The following is a 16,233-nucleotide window of genomic DNA, read 5'->3' as shown; positions in this document are numbered from 1 at the left end:
GGATTTCCCCTGAGTTTGAAAGCCGGATGAGGCAAAAACAAACCGCCATTGTACCGGTCGAGCGCCCAGTTATCCACATGTGGACACGTTAGGAGCCATGACAAAACAGCCATTTATCGACCAAAACGGCTTCGCCTCGGTGTGAATAAGCCCTGTGGATAAACGCCCTTGAGGGCTATGCACAACCCTGAGCGCCACCCTGTTGATAACTCATCTGTGGATAACGACTGATTTAATCCACAGCTTTCGACCACGAACAAAACAAGCGCAGCACCGGTTGAAAACACAGTTATGAAACGCTGCACGCATTGATTTTACTGGGCTACACAAGGTTATCCACAGAAGGTTATCCACCTAAGATCTATAAGTTCTTCAGAAAAGCTTTTTATATGTCTCTTCTTTTTTTTCATGTTGTCCCCAATGTCGCTGTCCGATCAAGCACCTTGGTGATGCCAGATTGAGCCACCGTCCATCACACGCTCTATATGGAAAGGCTGGTTGGAAATTGACCTATGGGCTTGCTTTCTCTAGAATCGCCGGTCTCTTAAAAAGGGGGCCATCCCGGCCCGTCGTCGACAAACCAGGTAACACGCCATGAAACGTACTTTCCAACCAAGCACCATCAAGCGCGCGCGCACCCACGGCTTCCGTGCCCGTATGGCTACCAAGAACGGCCGCGCTGTTCTGTCGCGTCGTCGTGCCAAAGGCCGTAAGCGTCTGGCCATTTGATTTTTCGGCACAGGTGGTGAGTCAGGACTTCAGTCGGGAAAAGCGACTGCTTACACCCCGGCATTTCAAAGCGGTCTTCGACTCCCCAACCGGCAAGGTTCCAGGGAAAAACCTGCTGATCCTTGCTCGCGAGAACGGCCTCGATCACCCACGCCTAGGCCTGGTAATCGGAAAGAAGAGCGTCAAGCTCGCCGTTCAACGCAACCGCCTCAAGCGCTTGATGCGCGATTCCTTTCGTCTGAACCAGCATTTGCTTGCCGGGCTGGACATCGTGATCGTCGCGCGCAAGGGATTGGGTGAGATAGAAAACCCGGAATTGCACCAACACTTTGGCAAACTCTGGAAACGCCTGGCGCGCAGCCGGCCCGCTCCAGCAGTTACCGCCGATTCCGCAGGGGTAGACAGCCAAGATGCGTAAACTGGCCCTCGTTCCGATCCAGTTTTACCGTTACGCCATTAGTCCTCTGATGGCCAGTCACTGTCGTTTCTTCCCCAGTTGCTCCTGTTACGCTTATGAAGCCATTGAAAACCACGGCCTCTGGCGTGGTGGGTGGCTAGCCGTTCGTCGCCTGGGGCGTTGTCATCCGTGGAACGACGGCGGTTTCGATCCCGTTCCTCCCGCTCCTTCCTCCCGAACTTCTTCGATAGCCGAGTAATCATGGATATTAAACGCACGATCCTGATCGTCGCCCTGGCAATCGTGTCCTACGTCATGGTCCTCAAGTGGAACCAGGACTACGGCCAGGCTGCCCTGCCGACTCAGAATACTGCTGCCAGCACTGTTGCCCCGGGCCTGCCGGATGGCGTACCGGCCGGTAATGCCGGCGCCAGCGCCGATGTGCCGAGCGCCAATGCCGAAACCAGCGCTGCCGAACTGGCACCGGTTGCGGTCAGCAAGGACCTGATCCGGGTCAAGACCGATGTCCTGGACCTGGCTATCGATCCGGTCGGTGGTGACATCGTCCAGCTGAACCTGCCGAAGTTCCCACGTCGCCAGGACCACCCGGAGATTCCGTTCCAGCTGTTCGATAACGGTGGCGAGCGTGTCTACCTGGCACAAAGCGGCCTGACCGGTGTCAACGGTCCGGACGCCCGCCCAACTGGCCGCCCGCTGTACGCTGCCGACCAGAAGGGTTACCAGCTGGCTGATGGCCAGGACCAACTGGTGGTCGACCTGAAGTTCAGCGACAACGGTGTCAACTACATCAAGCGCTTCAGCTTCAAGCGTGGTGAGTATGACCTGACCGTCACTTACCTGATCGACAACCAGAGTGGCCAGGCCTGGAACGGCAACATGTTTGCCCAGCTCAAGCGTGATGCCAGCTCCGACCCGTCGTCGAGCACTGCCACCGGCACTGCGACCTACCTGGGCGCTGCCTTGTGGACAGCTTCCGAGCCTTACAAAAAGGTCTCGATGAAGGACATCGACAAAGGTAATTTGAAAGAAAACGTGTCCGGCGGTTGGGTTGCCTGGCTGCAGCACTACTTCGTGACCGCCTGGATTCCGGCCAAGTCGGACAGCAACGTTGTCCAGACCCGCAAGGACAGCCAAGGCAACTACATCATCGGCTACACCGGCCCGGCCCTCAGCGTGCCTGCTGGCGGCAAGGTTGAAACCAGCGCGATGCTGTACGCCGGCCCGAAAATCCAGTCCAAGCTGAAAGAGTTGTCCCCAGGCCTGGAACTGACCGTCGACTATGGTTTCCTGTGGTTCATTGCCCAGCCGATCTTCTGGCTGCTGCAACATATCCACAGCCTGCTGGGTAACTGGGGCTGGTCGATCATCGTCCTGACCATGCTCATCAAGGGTCTGTTCTTCCCGCTGTCGGCTGCCAGCTACCGCTCGATGGCGCGCATGCGTGCCGTTGCACCGAAGCTTGCTGCGCTCAAGGAACGCTTCGGTGATGATCGCCAGAAGATGTCCCAGGCGATGATGGAGCTGTACAAGAAAGAGAAGATCAACCCGCTGGGCGGCTGCCTGCCGATCCTGGTACAGATGCCGGTATTCCTGGCCCTGTACTGGGTACTGCTGGAAAGCGTGGAAATGCGTCAGGCCCCGTGGATGCTGTGGATTACCGACCTGTCGATCAAGGATCCGTTCTTCATCCTGCCGATCATCATGGGCGCCACCATGTTCATCCAGCAGCGCCTGAACCCGACCCCACCGGATCCGATGCAGGCCAAGGTGATGAAAATGATGCCGATCATCTTCACCTTCTTCTTCCTGTGGTTCCCAGCCGGTCTGGTGCTGTACTGGGTTGTGAACAACTGCTTGTCGATCGCGCAGCAGTGGTACATCACCCGCAGCATCGAAGCAGCCACCAAAAAAGCTGCTGCTTGACAGGCTACTGCGCTAGCCTGTGAATAAAAACGCCCCCTAGTGGGGCGTTTTTGCTATCTGTCGTTTTGTCGTAGAGGCTTTCGAGCATGAACATTGTGCGTGAAACCATCGCTGCCATCGCCACCGCCCAGGGCCGCGGCGGTGTCGGTATTGTCAGGTTGTCCGGCCCTCTGGCTGCCAAGGCCGGGCAGCTGATAACCGGCCGTACGCTGACTCCGCGGCATGCGCACTACGGCCCGTTCCGCGACGAGGAAGGGCTGGTGCTAGACGAAGGGATCGCGCTGTTCTTCCCCGGGCCGAATTCGTTCACCGGTGAGGACGTGCTCGAACTGCAGGGCCATGGTGGCCCGGTGGTCCTGGACATGTTGCTGCAGCGCTGTGTACAAGTTGGCTGCCGCTTGGCCCGCCCGGGCGAATTCAGCGAGCGCGCGTTCCTCAACGACAAACTCGACCTGGCCCAGGCTGAAGCCATCGCTGACCTGATCGAAGCCAGCTCAAGCCAGGCGGCGCGCAATGCCCTGCGTTCGCTGCAGGGGGAATTCTCGAAGCGTGTGCATTCCCTGACCGAAGCGTTGATTGCCCTGCGGATTTACGTCGAGGCGGCAATCGACTTCCCTGAGGAGGAGATCGACTTCCTGGCTGATGGCCACGTCCTGTCGATGCTCGATGCAGTACGCCTGGCGTTGTCCACAGTACAACGTGAAGCCGGGCAGGGCGCCTTGTTGCGTGACGGCATGACCGTGGTCATCGCCGGGCGGCCGAACGCCGGCAAATCGAGCCTGCTGAACCAGCTGGCCGGGCGGGAAGCTGCGATCGTCACTGATATCGCCGGTACCACCCGGGACATCCTGCGTGAACATATCCACATCGACGGTATGCCGCTGCATGTCGTCGATACCGCTGGCCTGCGCGACACCGACGACCATGTGGAAAAGATCGGTGTGGAACGCGCACTGAAAGCCATTGGCGAGGCCGACCGAGTGCTGCTGGTGGTGGATTCGACCGCGCCCGAGGCCAGCGATCCCTTCGCCCTGTGGCCGGAATTTCTCGACCAGCGGCCAGACCCGGGCAAGGTCACGCTGATCCGCAACAAGGCCGACCTGAGTGGTGAGCCGGTGGCGCTTGAGCAGTGTGATGACGGGCATGTGACGATAACCCTTAGCGCCAAAGGGGACGACCTGGGGCTGCAACTGTTGCGTGACCACCTGAAGGCCTGCATGGGCTATGAGCAGACAGCCGAAAGTGGTTTCAGCGCTCGTCGACGCCACCTGGATGCCTTGCGTCAGGCCAGCGAGCATCTGGAGCATGGCCGTGCCCAACTGACGCTGGCCGGGGCAGGCGAGCTGTTGGCAGAAGACCTCCGCCAGGCACAGCAGGCCTTGGGCGAGATTACCGGGGCATTCAGCTCTGACGACCTGCTAGGGCGGATCTTCTCCAGTTTCTGCATCGGCAAGTAATCCACAACCAGGCAAGGCCAAGGGCCGCTCTTTCGGGAGCGGCTTTTTTTTGCCCTGAATTTCATCACAGCAGATGCCCGTGGCCAGGCGATCGGAGTGCCTGTGGGAACGGGCCTGCCCACGAAGAACGCCTCACAAAGCCTGAGATTCTGTAGCTGTACCGATATTTCGCGGTCTCGCCCGCTTTCTCCTTGTCTGTACTGGCCGCTATCTCGATGATTTTCCTGCTCGAGGTTGAAAACGCGTTCAGGAGCCCTGTGGAAAACTCGCCTTCAGCTCCGTTGATAAGCAGGCTTTTTTTCTGAGGACAAACCGCCCTGTGGGTAAACAGGCATTTAATCCACAGGCTAAATCGCGTTATCCAGAGCCCTCATGGCCCTCCAGCCACAGGGTTTAATTTCTCTCGAAGTAGCGTGAATCATGGGCTGTGTGAGTTTATCCACAGATAAGGCTGTGCATAAGAATAAACATAAAAACAAAGCTTTTTTAAATTTTTCCTCTTTGATTTCTGTTGTCTGCCATTCATCCACAGACTGGTCAAAATTTGCTCAGACGGTTTCTTTAAAGGGGGTGAAGTCCCTATACTTGTCCGCTTACCTTCTCTATTCGCAAAAACAGGCACGAGGTGCGTGGTGGATTTCCCTTCCCGTTTTGAAGTGATCGTCATCGGCGGCGGCCATGCCGGTACCGAGGCTGCGCTTGCGTCTGCACGCATGGGTGTGAAAACCCTGCTGCTGACCCATAACGTGGAAACCCTCGGTCACATGAGCTGCAACCCCGCCATCGGCGGCATTGGCAAAAGCCATCTGGTCAAAGAGATCGATGCCCTCGGCGGCGCCATGGCGTTGGCCACCGACAAGAGCGGCATCCAGTTCCGCGTTCTGAACAACCGCAAGGGCCCGGCCGTACGCGCTACCCGTGCACAGGCCGACCGCGCCATCTACAAGGCAGTGGTGCGTGAAATCCTGGAAAACCAGCCAAACCTGTGGATATTCCAGCAGTCCTGCGACGACCTGATCGTCGAACAGGACCAGGTCAAAGGCGTGGTGACCCAGATGGGCCTGCGTTTCTTCGCCGAATCGGTGGTATTGACCACCGGTACCTTCCTCGGCGGCCTTATCCACATTGGTCTGCAGAACCATTCCGGTGGTCGCGCAGGTGATCCGCCTTCGATCGCCCTGGCCCACCGCATGCGTGAACTGCCGCTGCGCGTCGGGCGCCTGAAAACCGGTACGCCGCCACGCATCGACGGCCGTTCTGTGGATTTCTCGGTGATGACCGAACAGCCAGGCGATACACCGATTCCGGTGATGTCGTTCATGGGCAATGCCGAGATGCATCCGCGCCAGGTGAGCTGCTGGATTACCCACACCAACGCCCGCACCCACGAAATCATTGCCTCGAACCTTGACCGGTCGCCGATGTACTCGGGTGTGATCGAAGGGGTCGGCCCGCGCTACTGCCCGTCGATCGAAGACAAGATCCACCGCTTCGCCGACAAGGAAAGCCACCAGGTGTTCATCGAGCCGGAAGGCCTGAACACCCATGAGCTGTACCCCAACGGTATTTCCACTTCGCTGCCGTTCGACGTGCAGCTGGAACTGGTGCGTTCGATCCGCGGTATGGAAAACGCCCACATCGTGCGCCCGGGCTATGCCATCGAGTACGACTACTTCGACCCGCGCGACCTCAAGTACAGCCTCGAAACCAAAGTCATCGGCGGCCTGTTCTTCGCTGGCCAGATCAACGGCACCACCGGTTACGAAGAAGCCGGCGCCCAGGGCCTGCTGGCCGGTACCAACGCCGCCCTGCGGGCGCAGGGCCGTGACAGCTGGTGCCCGCGTCGCGACGAGGCCTACATCGGTGTGCTGGTGGACGACCTGATCACCCTGGGTACCCAGGAGCCGTACCGCATGTTCACGTCACGTGCCGAGTACCGCCTGATCCTGCGCGAAGACAACGCCGATCTGCGTCTGACCGAAAAGGGCCGTGAACTCGGCCTGATCGACGACCAGCGCTGGGCCGCCTTCTGCGCCAAGCGCGACGGCATCGAGCGTGAGGAACAACGCCTGAAATCGACCTGGGTACGGCCGAACACCGAGCAAGGCCAGGCCATTGTGGATAAGTTCGGTACCCCGCTCAGCCACGAGTACAGCCTGCTCAACCTGCTGGCCCGCCCGGAAATCGACTACGCCGGTCTGATCGAGGCGACCGGCGGCGAAGCGATCGATCCACAGGTCGCCGAACAGGTCGAGATCCGCACCAAGTACGCCGGCTACATCGACCGGCAGCAGGATGAAATCGCTCGCTTGCGTGCCAGCGAAGACACCCGCCTGCCTGTGGATATCGATTATTCGGGCATTTCCGGGCTGTCCAAGGAAATCCAGGGCAAGCTGGGCCAGACCCGTCCGGAAACCCTCGGCCAGGCTTCGCGCATTCCTGGCGTCACTCCGGCGGCGATTTCCCTGTTGCTGATTCACTTGAAGAAACGCGGCGCTGGCCGCGAATTGGAGCAAAGCGCTTGAGTTCCCTGGTCACCCCGCAACACGCTGAAGAGTTGTCCACAGGTGCGCGCCAGCTCGGTGTCGAGCTGAGCGCCGAGCAGCACGAAAAGCTGCTCGGCTACCTGGCCCTGTTGATCAAATGGAACAAAGCCTACAACCTGACTGCCGTGCGCGACCCCGACGAGATGGTGTCGCGTCATCTGCTCGACAGCCTCAGCGTCATGCCGTTTATCCACAGCGAACGTGACAACTGGCTGGATGTCGGCAGTGGCGGCGGCATGCCTGGCATCCCATTGGCTATCCTGCATCCGCACAAGCGGGTGACGGTGCTGGATGCCAACGGCAAGAAGACGCGCTTCCTGACCCAGGTGAAAATGGAACTCAAGCTGGACAACCTCACGGTTATCCACAGCCGGGTCGAGGCCTTCCAGCCGGCGCAACCGTTCAACGGGATCATCTCCCGCGCTTTCAGCAGCATGGAAAATTTCACCAACTGGACCCGCCACCTGGGCGACACCGGGACGCAATGGCTTGCAATGAAGGGGCTGCATCCTGCCGATGAACTGGTAGCATTGCCCGCAGACTTCACAGTGGAAAGCGAGCAGGCCCTGACCGTTCCAGGTTGCCAGGGCCAGCGCCATCTGCTGATACTGCGCCGCAAGGCATGACTGGGAACACACGCAACAATGGCTAAGGTATTCGCAATCGCGAACCAGAAGGGTGGTGTGGGCAAGACCACCACCTGTATCAATCTCGCTGCCTCGCTGGCCGCAACCAAGCGTCGTGTGCTGCTGATCGACCTCGATCCGCAAGGCAACGCCACCATGGGCAGCGGTGTGGACAAGCACGAGCTCGAGCACTCGGTCTACGACCTGTTGATCGGGGAATGCGACCTGGCCCAGGCCATGCATTACTCCGAGCACGGTGGTTTCCAGTTGCTGCCGGCGAACCGTGACCTGACTGCCGCCGAAGTGGTGCTGCTGGAAATGCAGGTCAAGGAAAGCCGCCTGCGCAACGCCCTGGCACCGATCCGCGACAACTACGACTACATCCTCATCGACTGCCCGCCGTCGCTGTCGATGCTGACGCTCAACGCCCTGGTCGCCTCGGATGGCGTGATCATCCCGATGCAGTGCGAGTATTACGCGCTGGAAGGTCTCAGTGACCTTGTGGATAACATCAAGCGCATCGCTGCCCGGTTGAATCCGGAGCTGAAGATCGAGGGCCTGCTGCGGACCATGTACGACCCGCGGCTGAGCCTGAACAACGATGTTTCGGCGCAGCTGAAGGAGCACTTCGGCCCGCAGCTGTACGACACGGTCATTCCGCGCAACATTCGCCTGGCCGAGGCCCCGAGCTTCGGCATGCCGGCCCTGGCCTACGACAAGCAATCGCGCGGCGCGCTGGCGTATCTGGCCCTGGCCGGGGAACTGGTCCGCCGCCAACGCCGTCAATCACGCACTGCACAAACAACTTAAGGAATCCGTATGGCCGTCAAGAAACGGGGTCTCGGACGTGGGTTGGATGCACTGCTCAGTGGTCCTTCCGTCAGCGCGCTCGAAGAGCAGGCTGTGAAGATCGACCAGAAAGAACTGCAACACCTGCCGGTCGAGCTGATCCAGCGTGGCAAGTACCAGCCGCGCCGGGACATGGACCCGGAGGCGCTGGAAGAGCTTGCGCACTCGATTCGCAACCATGGCGTGATGCAACCGATCGTGGTGCGCCCGATCGGCGACAACCGCTACGAGATCATCGCCGGTGAGCGCCGCTGGCGTGCTACCCAGCAGGCTGGCCTGGACAAGATCCCGGCCATGGTCCGCGAAGTGCCCGACGAAGCTGCCATCGCCATGGCGCTGATCGAGAACATCCAGCGCGAAGACCTCAACCCGTTGGAAGAGGCCCTGGCGCTGCAGCGCCTGCAGCAGGAATTCGAACTCACCCAGCAGCAGGTGGCCGACGCCGTAGGCAAGTCGCGGGTAACCGTGGCCAACCTGCTGCGCCTGATCACCTTGCCTGAGGCGATCAAGACCATGCTCGCCCATGGCGACCTGGAGATGGGCCACGCGCGTGCATTGCTCGGGCTGGAAGAAGGCCGTCAGGAAGAGGGGGCGCGTCATGTTGTCGCACGCGGCCTCACCGTGCGCCAAACCGAGGCACTGGTTCGTCAGTGGCTCAGCGACAAACCTGATCCGGTCGAGCCGAGCAAACCTGATCCGGATATCGCACGCCTTGAACAGCGTCTCGCAGAGCGCCTGGGCTCGGCCGTGCAGATCCGTCATGGCAACAAGGGCAAAGGCCAGTTGGTTATTCGCTACAACTCGCTTGACGAGTTGCAAGGTGTGCTTGCTCACATCCGCTGAAACAATTCCTGTTGTAGCGTGCAGTCGGAAATCACTACGAAGAGTTGAATAGGGGTTAATCCACCCCTATACTCTGCGCGCATTTTGTCGGCACAAATTATGCCAAGTCATAGCTGACTTGTTGGTCGACTTCCGAGGAGCAGTTGTGATGGAAATCCGCACGCCAAACCGCCTGCCTTTCCATCGCTGGGCGGTTTTTCCGGTACTGCTGGCTCAATTCGTCGTACTGCTGCTGGCAACCTTGGTGTTGTGGCAGTGGAAAGGGGCGGTCAGTGGATATTCAGGCCTTTGCGGAGGTTTGATTGCCTGGCTACCCAATGTGTACTTCGCCTGGAAGGCTTTTCGCTTCAGCGGAGCCCGGGCGGCACAAGCCATCGTCAAGTCGTTCTACGCTGGCGAGGCAGGCAAGATGATTTTGACGGCAGTGCTTTTTGCACTGACCTTCGCAGGAGTGAAGCCATTGGCGCCGTTAGCAGTATTCGGCGTCTTCGTGCTGACCCTTTTGGTCAGCTGGTTCGCGCCCCTGCTGATGAATAAAAGACTTTCGAGACCTTAGGGCGTTTGAGGCAACCATGGCAGCAGAAACCGCTTCGGGCTATATCCAGCACCACTTGCAGAACCTGACCTACGGTCAACTACCAGACGGCAGCTGGGGCTTCGCCCATTCGGCTGCAGAAGCCAAGGCAATGGGCTTCTGGGCGTTCCACCTGGACACCCTGGGTTGGTCCGTCGCGCTGGGTCTGATCTTCCTGTTCATCTTCCGCATGGCGGCCAAGAAGGCGACTTCCGGCCAACCTGGCGGCCTGCAGAACTTCGTTGAAGTGCTGGTGGATTTCGTCAACGGCAGCGTGAAGGACTCCTTCCACGGCCGTAGCCCGGTAATCGCCCCGCTGGCGCTGACCATTTTCGTCTGGGTGTTCCTGATGAACGCCATCGACCTGGTACCGGTCGACTGGATTCCTCAGCTGGCCATCCTGATCTCCGGTGACCCGCACATTCCGTTCCGCGCCGTGTCGACCACCGACCCGAACGCGACCCTGGCCATGGCCTTCTGCGTGTTCGCCCTGATCATCTTCTACAGCATCAAGGTCAAGGGCCTGGGCGGCTTCATCGGTGAGCTGACCCTGCACCCGTTCGGCAGCAAGAACATCTTCGTGCAGATCCTGCTGATTCCGGTCAACTTCCTGCTGGAATTCGTCACCCTGATCGCCAAGCCGATCTCGCTGGCACTGCGTCTGTTCGGCAACATGTACGCTGGCGAGCTGGTGTTCATCCTGATCGCCGTGATGTTCGGCGCCGGCATCCTGTGGCTCAGCGGCCTGGGTGTGGTGCTGCAGTGGGCGTGGGCTGTGTTCCACATCCTGATCATCACCCTGCAAGCCTTCATCTTCATGATGCTTACCATCGTCTACCTGTCGATGGCTCACGAAGATAACCATTAAGACCGCCTGGCGTGTCTGATAGCCTTCCCCGCTCGTTTGGGGGGAGGGCTTAAAAAGTCCGCAAGGGCATGCTGTACCAAACGATTTGTTTTACCGCTTCAAACTAAAAACCTAACCAATACGACGTAAAAGTCGGGAGGAAAGATGGAAACTGTAGTTGGTCTGACCGCTATCGCTGTTGCTCTGCTGATCGGCCTGGGTGCTCTGGGTACCGCCATTGGTTTCGGCCTGCTGGGCGGCAAGTTCCTGGAAGGCGCTGCTCGTCAGCCTGAAATGGTTCCGATGCTGCAGGTCAAAATGTTCATCGTTGCCGGTCTGCTCGACGCCGTAACCATGATCGGTGTTGGTATCGCCCTGTTCTTCACCTTCGCGAACCCCTTCGTTGGTCAGATCGCCGGCTAATCACTCGTTTCCACGAGTTGATTGGTGTGATGGACAAAGACCGAGCGAGGTGTTGGCGTGAACATTAATGCAACCCTGATTGGCCAATCCGTTGCTTTTCTGATTTTTGTACTCTTCTGCATGAAGTATGTATGGCCTCCGGTCATCACTGCTCTGCAAGAGCGCCAAAAGAAGATTGCCGACGGCTTGGACGCTGCCAACCGCGCAGCTCGCGACCTGGAGCTGGCCCAAGAGAAAGCGGGTCAGCAACTGCGTGAAGCAAAGGCACAGGCAGCCGAAATCATTGAGCAAAGCAAGAAACGCGCTGCTCAGCTTGTCGAGGAAGCCCGTGAACAGGCTCGCGTCGAAGCTGACCGTGTGAAGGCTCAGGCTCAAGCCGAGATCGAACAGGAACTGAACAGCGTCAAAGACGCCCTGCGTGCCCAAGTGGGTGCCCTGGCTGTTGGCGGTGCTGAAAAGATCCTTGGCGCCACAATCGATCAAAACGCGCATGCGGAGCTGGTTAACAAACTGGCCGCTGAAATTTAAGCGAGGGCGATCATGGCAGAACTGACCACGTTGGCCCGACCTTACGCTAAGGCTGCCTTTGAGCATGCCCAGGCCCATCAGCAACTGGCCAATTGGTCAGCCATGCTCGGCCTGGCTGCTGCGGTGTCGGAAGACGACACCATGCAGCGCCTGCTCAAGGCCCCGCGACTGACAAGCGCAGAAAAGGCCGCCGCATTCATTGAAGTGTGCGGTGACAAGTTCGATGCACAGGCACAGAATTTCATTCATGTTGCCGCGGAAAACGACCGTCTCCTGCTCCTGCCGGAGATTGCCGCCCTGTTCGACCTGTACAAGGCCGAGCAAGAAAAATCCGTGGACGTGGAAGTCACCAGTGCTTTTGCGTTGAACCAAGAACAGCAAGACAAACTCGCCAAGGTTCTCAGTGCACGGCTCAGCCGGGAAGTGCGCCTGCACGCGTCGGAGGATGCCAGCCTGATCGGCGGCGTCGTCATCCGCGCCGGCGACCTGGTAATCGATGGCTCGGTTCGCGGCAAGATCGCGAAACTGGCCGAAGCATTGAAATCTTGAGTTTGAAGGGGCAGCAGAGCAATGCAGCAACTCAATCCTTCCGAAATTAGTGAAATCATCAAGGGTCGCATCGAGAAGCTCGATGTCGGCTCCCAAGCCCGTAACGAAGGTACCGTCGTAAGCGTTTCCGACGGTATCGTACGGATCCACGGTCTGGCCGACGCTATGTACGGCGAAATGATCGAGTTCCCGGGCGGCGTATACGGTATGGCACTGAACCTGGAGCAAGACTCCGTAGGTGCGGTGGTACTGGGTGCGTACACCTCCCTCGCCGAGGGCATGAGCGCCAAGTGCACCGGTCGCATCCTGGAAGTTCCGGTCGGCAAAGGCCTGCTGGGCCGCGTCGTCGACGCTCTGGGTAACCCGATCGATGGCAAAGGTCCTCTGACCACCACCGAAACCGACGCGGTCGAAAAGGTCGCTCCGGGCGTGATCTGGCGTAAGTCGGTAGACCAGCCTGTACAGACTGGCTACAAGTCGGTTGACGCCATGATCCCGGTTGGCCGTGGCCAGCGCGAGCTGATCATCGGTGACCGTCAGATCGGTAAGACTGCCATGGCGGTCGACGCGATCATCAACCAGAAAAACAGCGGCATCTTCTGCGTATACGTGGCCGTAGGCCAGAAGCAGTCGACCATCGCCAACGTTGTGCGCAAGCTGGAAGAAGCCGGCGCCCTGGCCAACACCATCGTTGTTGCCGCCAGCGCCTCGGAATCGGCCGCGCTGCAGTTCCTGGCTCCTTACGCCGGCTGCACCATGGGCGAATACTTCCGTGACCGCGGTGAAGACGCCCTGATCGTTTACGATGACCTGTCCAAGCAGGCCGTTGCCTACCGTCAGATCTCCCTGCTGCTGCGCCGTCCGCCAGGACGTGAAGCGTACCCAGGTGACGTGTTCTATCTCCACTCCCGTCTGCTGGAGCGTGCATCGCGCGTTTCGGAAGAGTACGTCGAGAAGTTCACCAACGGCGCAGTCACTGGCAAGACCGGTTCCCTGACCGCCCTGCCGATCATCGAAACCCAGGCTGGCGACGTTTCCGCGTTCGTTCCGACCAACGTGATCTCCATCACCGACGGTCAGATCTTCCTGGAATCGGCCATGTTCAACTCGGGCATCCGCCCTGCAGTTAACGCCGGTGTTTCGGTATCCCGCGTAGGTGGTGCCGCTCAGACCAAGATCATCAAGAAGCTGTCCGGTGGTATTCGTACCGCTCTGGCTCAGTACCGTGAACTGGCTGCATTCGCCCAGTTCGCTTCCGATCTGGACGAAGCGACCCGCAAGCAGCTGGAGCATGGTCAGCGCGTTACCGAGCTGATGAAGCAGAAGCAGTACGCGCCAATGTCCATCGCGGACATGGCCCTGTCGCTGTATGCCGCTGAGCGTGGCTTCCTGACCGACGTAGAAGTCTCCAAGGTCGGCAGCTTCGAGCAAGCTCTGATCGCCTACTTCAACCGTGATCACGCCGAACTGATGGCCAAGATCAACGTGAAGGGTGACTTCAACGACGAAATCGACGCTGGCATGAAAGCTGGTATCGAGAAGTTCAAGGCCACCCAGACCTGGTAAGCCGCAGCGGGGGCCCTGGCCCCCGCTTGCTAACCTGATAGGTGATACATGGCAGGCGCAAAAGAGATTCGCAGTAAGATTGCGAGCATCAAAAGCACGCAAAAAATTACCAGCGCCATGGAAAAAGTGGCGGTCAGCAAAATGCGCAAGGCACAACTGCGCATGGCTGCTAGCCGTCCTTATGCGGAGCGTATCCGCCAGGTGATCGGTCATCTGGCCAACGCCAACCCGGAGTACCGCCACCCGTTCATGATCGAGCGCCCTGTAAAGCGCGCCGGTTATATCGTGGTGAGCAGTGACCGTGGTCTGTGCGGCGGCTTGAACACCAACCTGTTCAAGGCCCTGGTCAAGGACATGAACGAAAACCGCGAACAGGGCGTTGAAATCGACCTGTGCGTGATCGGCAGCAAGGGTGCGGCATTCTTCCGCAGCTTTGGCGGTAACGTCGTAGCCGCGATCAGCCACTTGGGCGAAGAGCCATCGATCAACGACCTGATCGGCTCCGTCAAAGTGATGCTGGACGCCTACCTGGACGGCCGCATCGATCGCCTCTCGGTGGTTTCGAACAAGTTCATCAACACCATGACCCAAAAACCGACGGTCGAGCAATTGGTACCGTTGGTGGCAACCCCGGATCAGGATCTCAAGCATCACTGGGACTACCTGTACGAACCCGACGCAAAAGAGCTGCTGGACGGCTTGATGGTGCGTTACGTGGAGTCGCAGGTGTACCAGGCGGTGGTCGAGAACAACGCTGCTGAACAAGCGGCCCGGATGATCGCCATGAAGAACGCCACAGACAACGCCGGTGATTTGATCAGCGAACTCCAGCTGATCTACAACAAGGCGCGTCAGGCTGCGATCACCCAGGAGATCTCGGAAATCGTCGGCGGCGCTGCCGCGGTTTAACGGTTCAAATATTCAGAGGATCCAGCTATGAGTAGCGGACGTATCGTTCAAATCATCGGCGCCGTCATCGACGTGGAATTCCCACGTGACGTCGTGCCGAGTGTTTACAACGCGCTGAAAGTACAAGGCGCGGACACCACCCTGGAAGTTCAGCAGCAGCTGGGCGACGGCGTGGTTCGTACCATTGCGATGGGCTCGACCGAAGGCCTGAAGCGCGGTCTGGATGTCGTCGACACCGGCGCTGCCATCTCCGTTCCTGTTGGTAAGGCCACCCTGGGCCGTATCATGGACGTTCTGGGCAACCCGATTGACGAAGCTGGCCCGATCGGCGAAGAAGAGCGTCGTGGTATCCACCAGAAGGCGCCTTCCTTCGCTGACCAGGCAGGCGGCAACGACCTGCTGGAAACCGGCATCAAGGTTATCGACCTGGTTTGCCCGTTCGCCAAGGGTGGTAAGGTTGGTCTGTTCGGTGGTGCCGGCGTCGGCAAGACCGTTAACATGATGGAACTGATCCGTAACATCGCCATCGAGCACAGCGGTTATTCCGTGTTCGCTGGTGTGGGTGAGCGTACTCGTGAGGGTAACGACTTCTACCACGAGATGAAGGACTCCAACGTTCTCGACAAGGTAGCACTGGTCTACGGTCAGATGAACGAGCCACCAGGAAACCGTCTGCGCGTAGCGCTGACCGGCCTGACCATGGCTGAGAAGTTCCGTGACGAAGGTAACGACGTTCTGCTGTTCGTCGACAACATCTACCGTTACACCCTGGCCGGTACCGAAGTATCCGCACTGCTGGGCCGTATGCCTTCCGCAGTAGGTTACCAGCCGACCCTGGCCGAAGAGATGGGCGTTCTGCAAGAGCGTATTACTTCGACCAAAGAAGGTTCGATCACCTCGATCCAGGCCGTATACGTACCTGCGGACGACCTGACCGACCCGTCGCCAGCCACCACCTTCGCCCACCTGGACGCCACCGTCGTTCTGTCCCGTGACATCGCTTCCCTGGGTATCTACCCAGCGGTTGACCCACTGGACTCGACTTCGCGCCAGCTGGACCCGAACGTGATCGGCAACGAGCACTACGAAACTGCCCGCCAGGTTCAGTATGTTCTGCAGCGCTACAAAGAGCTGAAAGACATCATCGCGATCCTGGGTATGGACGAACTGTCCGAAGCCGACAAGCAACTGGTAGCCCGCGCTCGTAAGATCCAGCGCTTCCTGTCGCAGCCGTTCTTCGTGGCCGAAGTCTTCACCGGTTCGCCAGGCAAGTACGTTTCCCTGAAAGACACCATCGCTGGCTTCAGCGGTATCCTCAAAGGTGACTACGACCACCTGCCAGAACAAGCGTTCTACATGGTCGGCAGCATCGACGAAGCGATCGAGAAAGCCAAGAAACTGTAATCCCGGCGCCCCGAAAGGGGCGCTAATCAGGTTGAGGCAAGC

Annotated in this window: 17 protein-coding genes; all 17 read left to right on the top strand. The window is 59.0% G+C overall.

Annotation, left to right across the window (positions count from 1 at the left end):
* The first annotated feature begins 594 nt into the window (after positions 1-594).
* The 17 genes from rpmH (at position 595) to atpD (ending at position 16,191) form a co-directional block, all read left to right on the top strand.
* Complete coding sequence (gene rpmH, locus HU763_RS24635) at positions 595-729, top strand: 50S ribosomal protein L34 (RefSeq protein WP_003253163.1); 135 nt, start codon at positions 595-597, stop codon at positions 727-729.
* A 13-nt stretch (positions 730-742) separates the two neighbouring features.
* The gene (gene rnpA / locus HU763_RS24630; RefSeq protein ID WP_170034354.1) at positions 743-1,147 is read left to right on the top strand and encodes a ribonuclease P protein component; all 405 of its coding nucleotides are present in this window, start codon (positions 743-745) and stop codon (positions 1,145-1,147) included.
* Complete coding sequence (yidD, locus tag HU763_RS24625) at positions 1,140-1,385, top strand: membrane protein insertion efficiency factor YidD (RefSeq protein WP_075046823.1); 246 nt, start codon at positions 1,140-1,142, stop codon at positions 1,383-1,385. Before rnpA ends, yidD begins: the two co-directional genes overlap by 8 nt.
* A gap of 2 nt (positions 1,386-1,387) precedes the next feature.
* Entirely contained in the window at positions 1,388-3,070 is a 1,683-nt protein-coding gene (gene yidC, locus HU763_RS24620) for a membrane protein insertase YidC (RefSeq protein WP_186683928.1), read from the top strand.
* Positions 3,071-3,156: 86 nt separating this feature from the next.
* On the top strand, positions 3,157-4,527 hold the full coding sequence (gene mnmE, locus HU763_RS24615; protein WP_186683929.1) for a tRNA uridine-5-carboxymethylaminomethyl(34) synthesis GTPase MnmE: 1,371 nt from the start codon (positions 3,157-3,159) through the stop codon (positions 4,525-4,527).
* Positions 4,528-5,159: 632 nt separating this feature from the next.
* Positions 5,160-7,052 (top strand): tRNA uridine-5-carboxymethylaminomethyl(34) synthesis enzyme MnmG, encoded by a 1,893-nt coding sequence (gene mnmG, locus HU763_RS24610; protein WP_186683930.1) that lies wholly within the window; start codon positions 5,160-5,162, stop codon positions 7,050-7,052.
* Positions 7,049-7,699, top strand: coding sequence for a 16S rRNA (guanine(527)-N(7))-methyltransferase RsmG (rsmG, locus tag HU763_RS24605; RefSeq protein WP_170033985.1), 651 nt, complete (start codon positions 7,049-7,051; stop codon positions 7,697-7,699). The genes mnmG and rsmG overlap by 4 nt, the downstream gene beginning before the upstream one ends.
* A gap of 18 nt (positions 7,700-7,717) precedes the next feature.
* Positions 7,718-8,509: a ParA family protein gene (locus tag HU763_RS24600; RefSeq protein WP_060499722.1), complete on the top strand. Its 792-nt coding sequence runs from the start codon at positions 7,718-7,720 to the stop codon at positions 8,507-8,509.
* Positions 8,510-8,518: 9 nt separating this feature from the next.
* Positions 8,519-9,391 (top strand): ParB/RepB/Spo0J family partition protein, encoded by an 873-nt coding sequence (locus HU763_RS24595; protein WP_170033983.1) that lies wholly within the window; start codon positions 8,519-8,521, stop codon positions 9,389-9,391.
* Positions 9,392-9,539: 148 nt separating this feature from the next.
* Positions 9,540-9,947, top strand: a complete 408-nt coding sequence (locus HU763_RS24590; RefSeq protein ID WP_008092225.1) for a F0F1 ATP synthase subunit I — start codon at positions 9,540-9,542, stop codon at positions 9,945-9,947.
* A gap of 16 nt (positions 9,948-9,963) precedes the next feature.
* Entirely contained in the window at positions 9,964-10,833 is an 870-nt protein-coding gene (gene atpB, locus HU763_RS24585) for a F0F1 ATP synthase subunit A (RefSeq protein ID WP_023383137.1), read from the top strand.
* A 144-nt stretch (positions 10,834-10,977) separates the two neighbouring features.
* Positions 10,978-11,235 carry a F0F1 ATP synthase subunit C gene (atpE, locus tag HU763_RS24580; RefSeq protein ID WP_003097235.1) on the top strand — a complete coding sequence of 86 codons (258 nt, stop codon included), beginning with the start codon at positions 10,978-10,980 and terminating at the stop codon, positions 11,233-11,235.
* Between the two features lie 57 nt (positions 11,236-11,292).
* Positions 11,293-11,763 carry a F0F1 ATP synthase subunit B gene (locus HU763_RS24575; protein ID WP_023383136.1) on the top strand — a complete coding sequence of 157 codons (471 nt, stop codon included), beginning with the start codon at positions 11,293-11,295 and terminating at the stop codon, positions 11,761-11,763.
* Between the two features lie 12 nt (positions 11,764-11,775).
* Positions 11,776-12,312, top strand: a complete 537-nt coding sequence (locus HU763_RS24570) for a F0F1 ATP synthase subunit delta (RefSeq protein WP_043214190.1) — start codon at positions 11,776-11,778, stop codon at positions 12,310-12,312.
* Between the two features lie 21 nt (positions 12,313-12,333).
* Complete coding sequence (gene atpA / locus HU763_RS24565) at positions 12,334-13,878, top strand: F0F1 ATP synthase subunit alpha (protein WP_087500987.1); 1,545 nt, start codon at positions 12,334-12,336, stop codon at positions 13,876-13,878.
* Positions 13,879-13,926: 48 nt separating this feature from the next.
* Positions 13,927-14,787: a F0F1 ATP synthase subunit gamma gene (gene atpG / locus HU763_RS24560; RefSeq protein WP_170033982.1), complete on the top strand. Its 861-nt coding sequence runs from the start codon at positions 13,927-13,929 to the stop codon at positions 14,785-14,787.
* Positions 14,788-14,814: 27 nt separating this feature from the next.
* On the top strand, positions 14,815-16,191 hold the full coding sequence (gene atpD, locus HU763_RS24555) for a F0F1 ATP synthase subunit beta (RefSeq protein WP_170033980.1): 1,377 nt from the start codon (positions 14,815-14,817) through the stop codon (positions 16,189-16,191).
* Positions 16,192-16,233 lie beyond the last annotated feature (42 nt).

The organism is Pseudomonas anuradhapurensis, from assembly GCF_014269225.2.
Taxonomy (GTDB): domain Bacteria; phylum Pseudomonadota; class Gammaproteobacteria; order Pseudomonadales; family Pseudomonadaceae; genus Aquipseudomonas; species Aquipseudomonas anuradhapurensis.
This window is presented reverse-complemented; position numbering and strand designations above follow the sequence as displayed.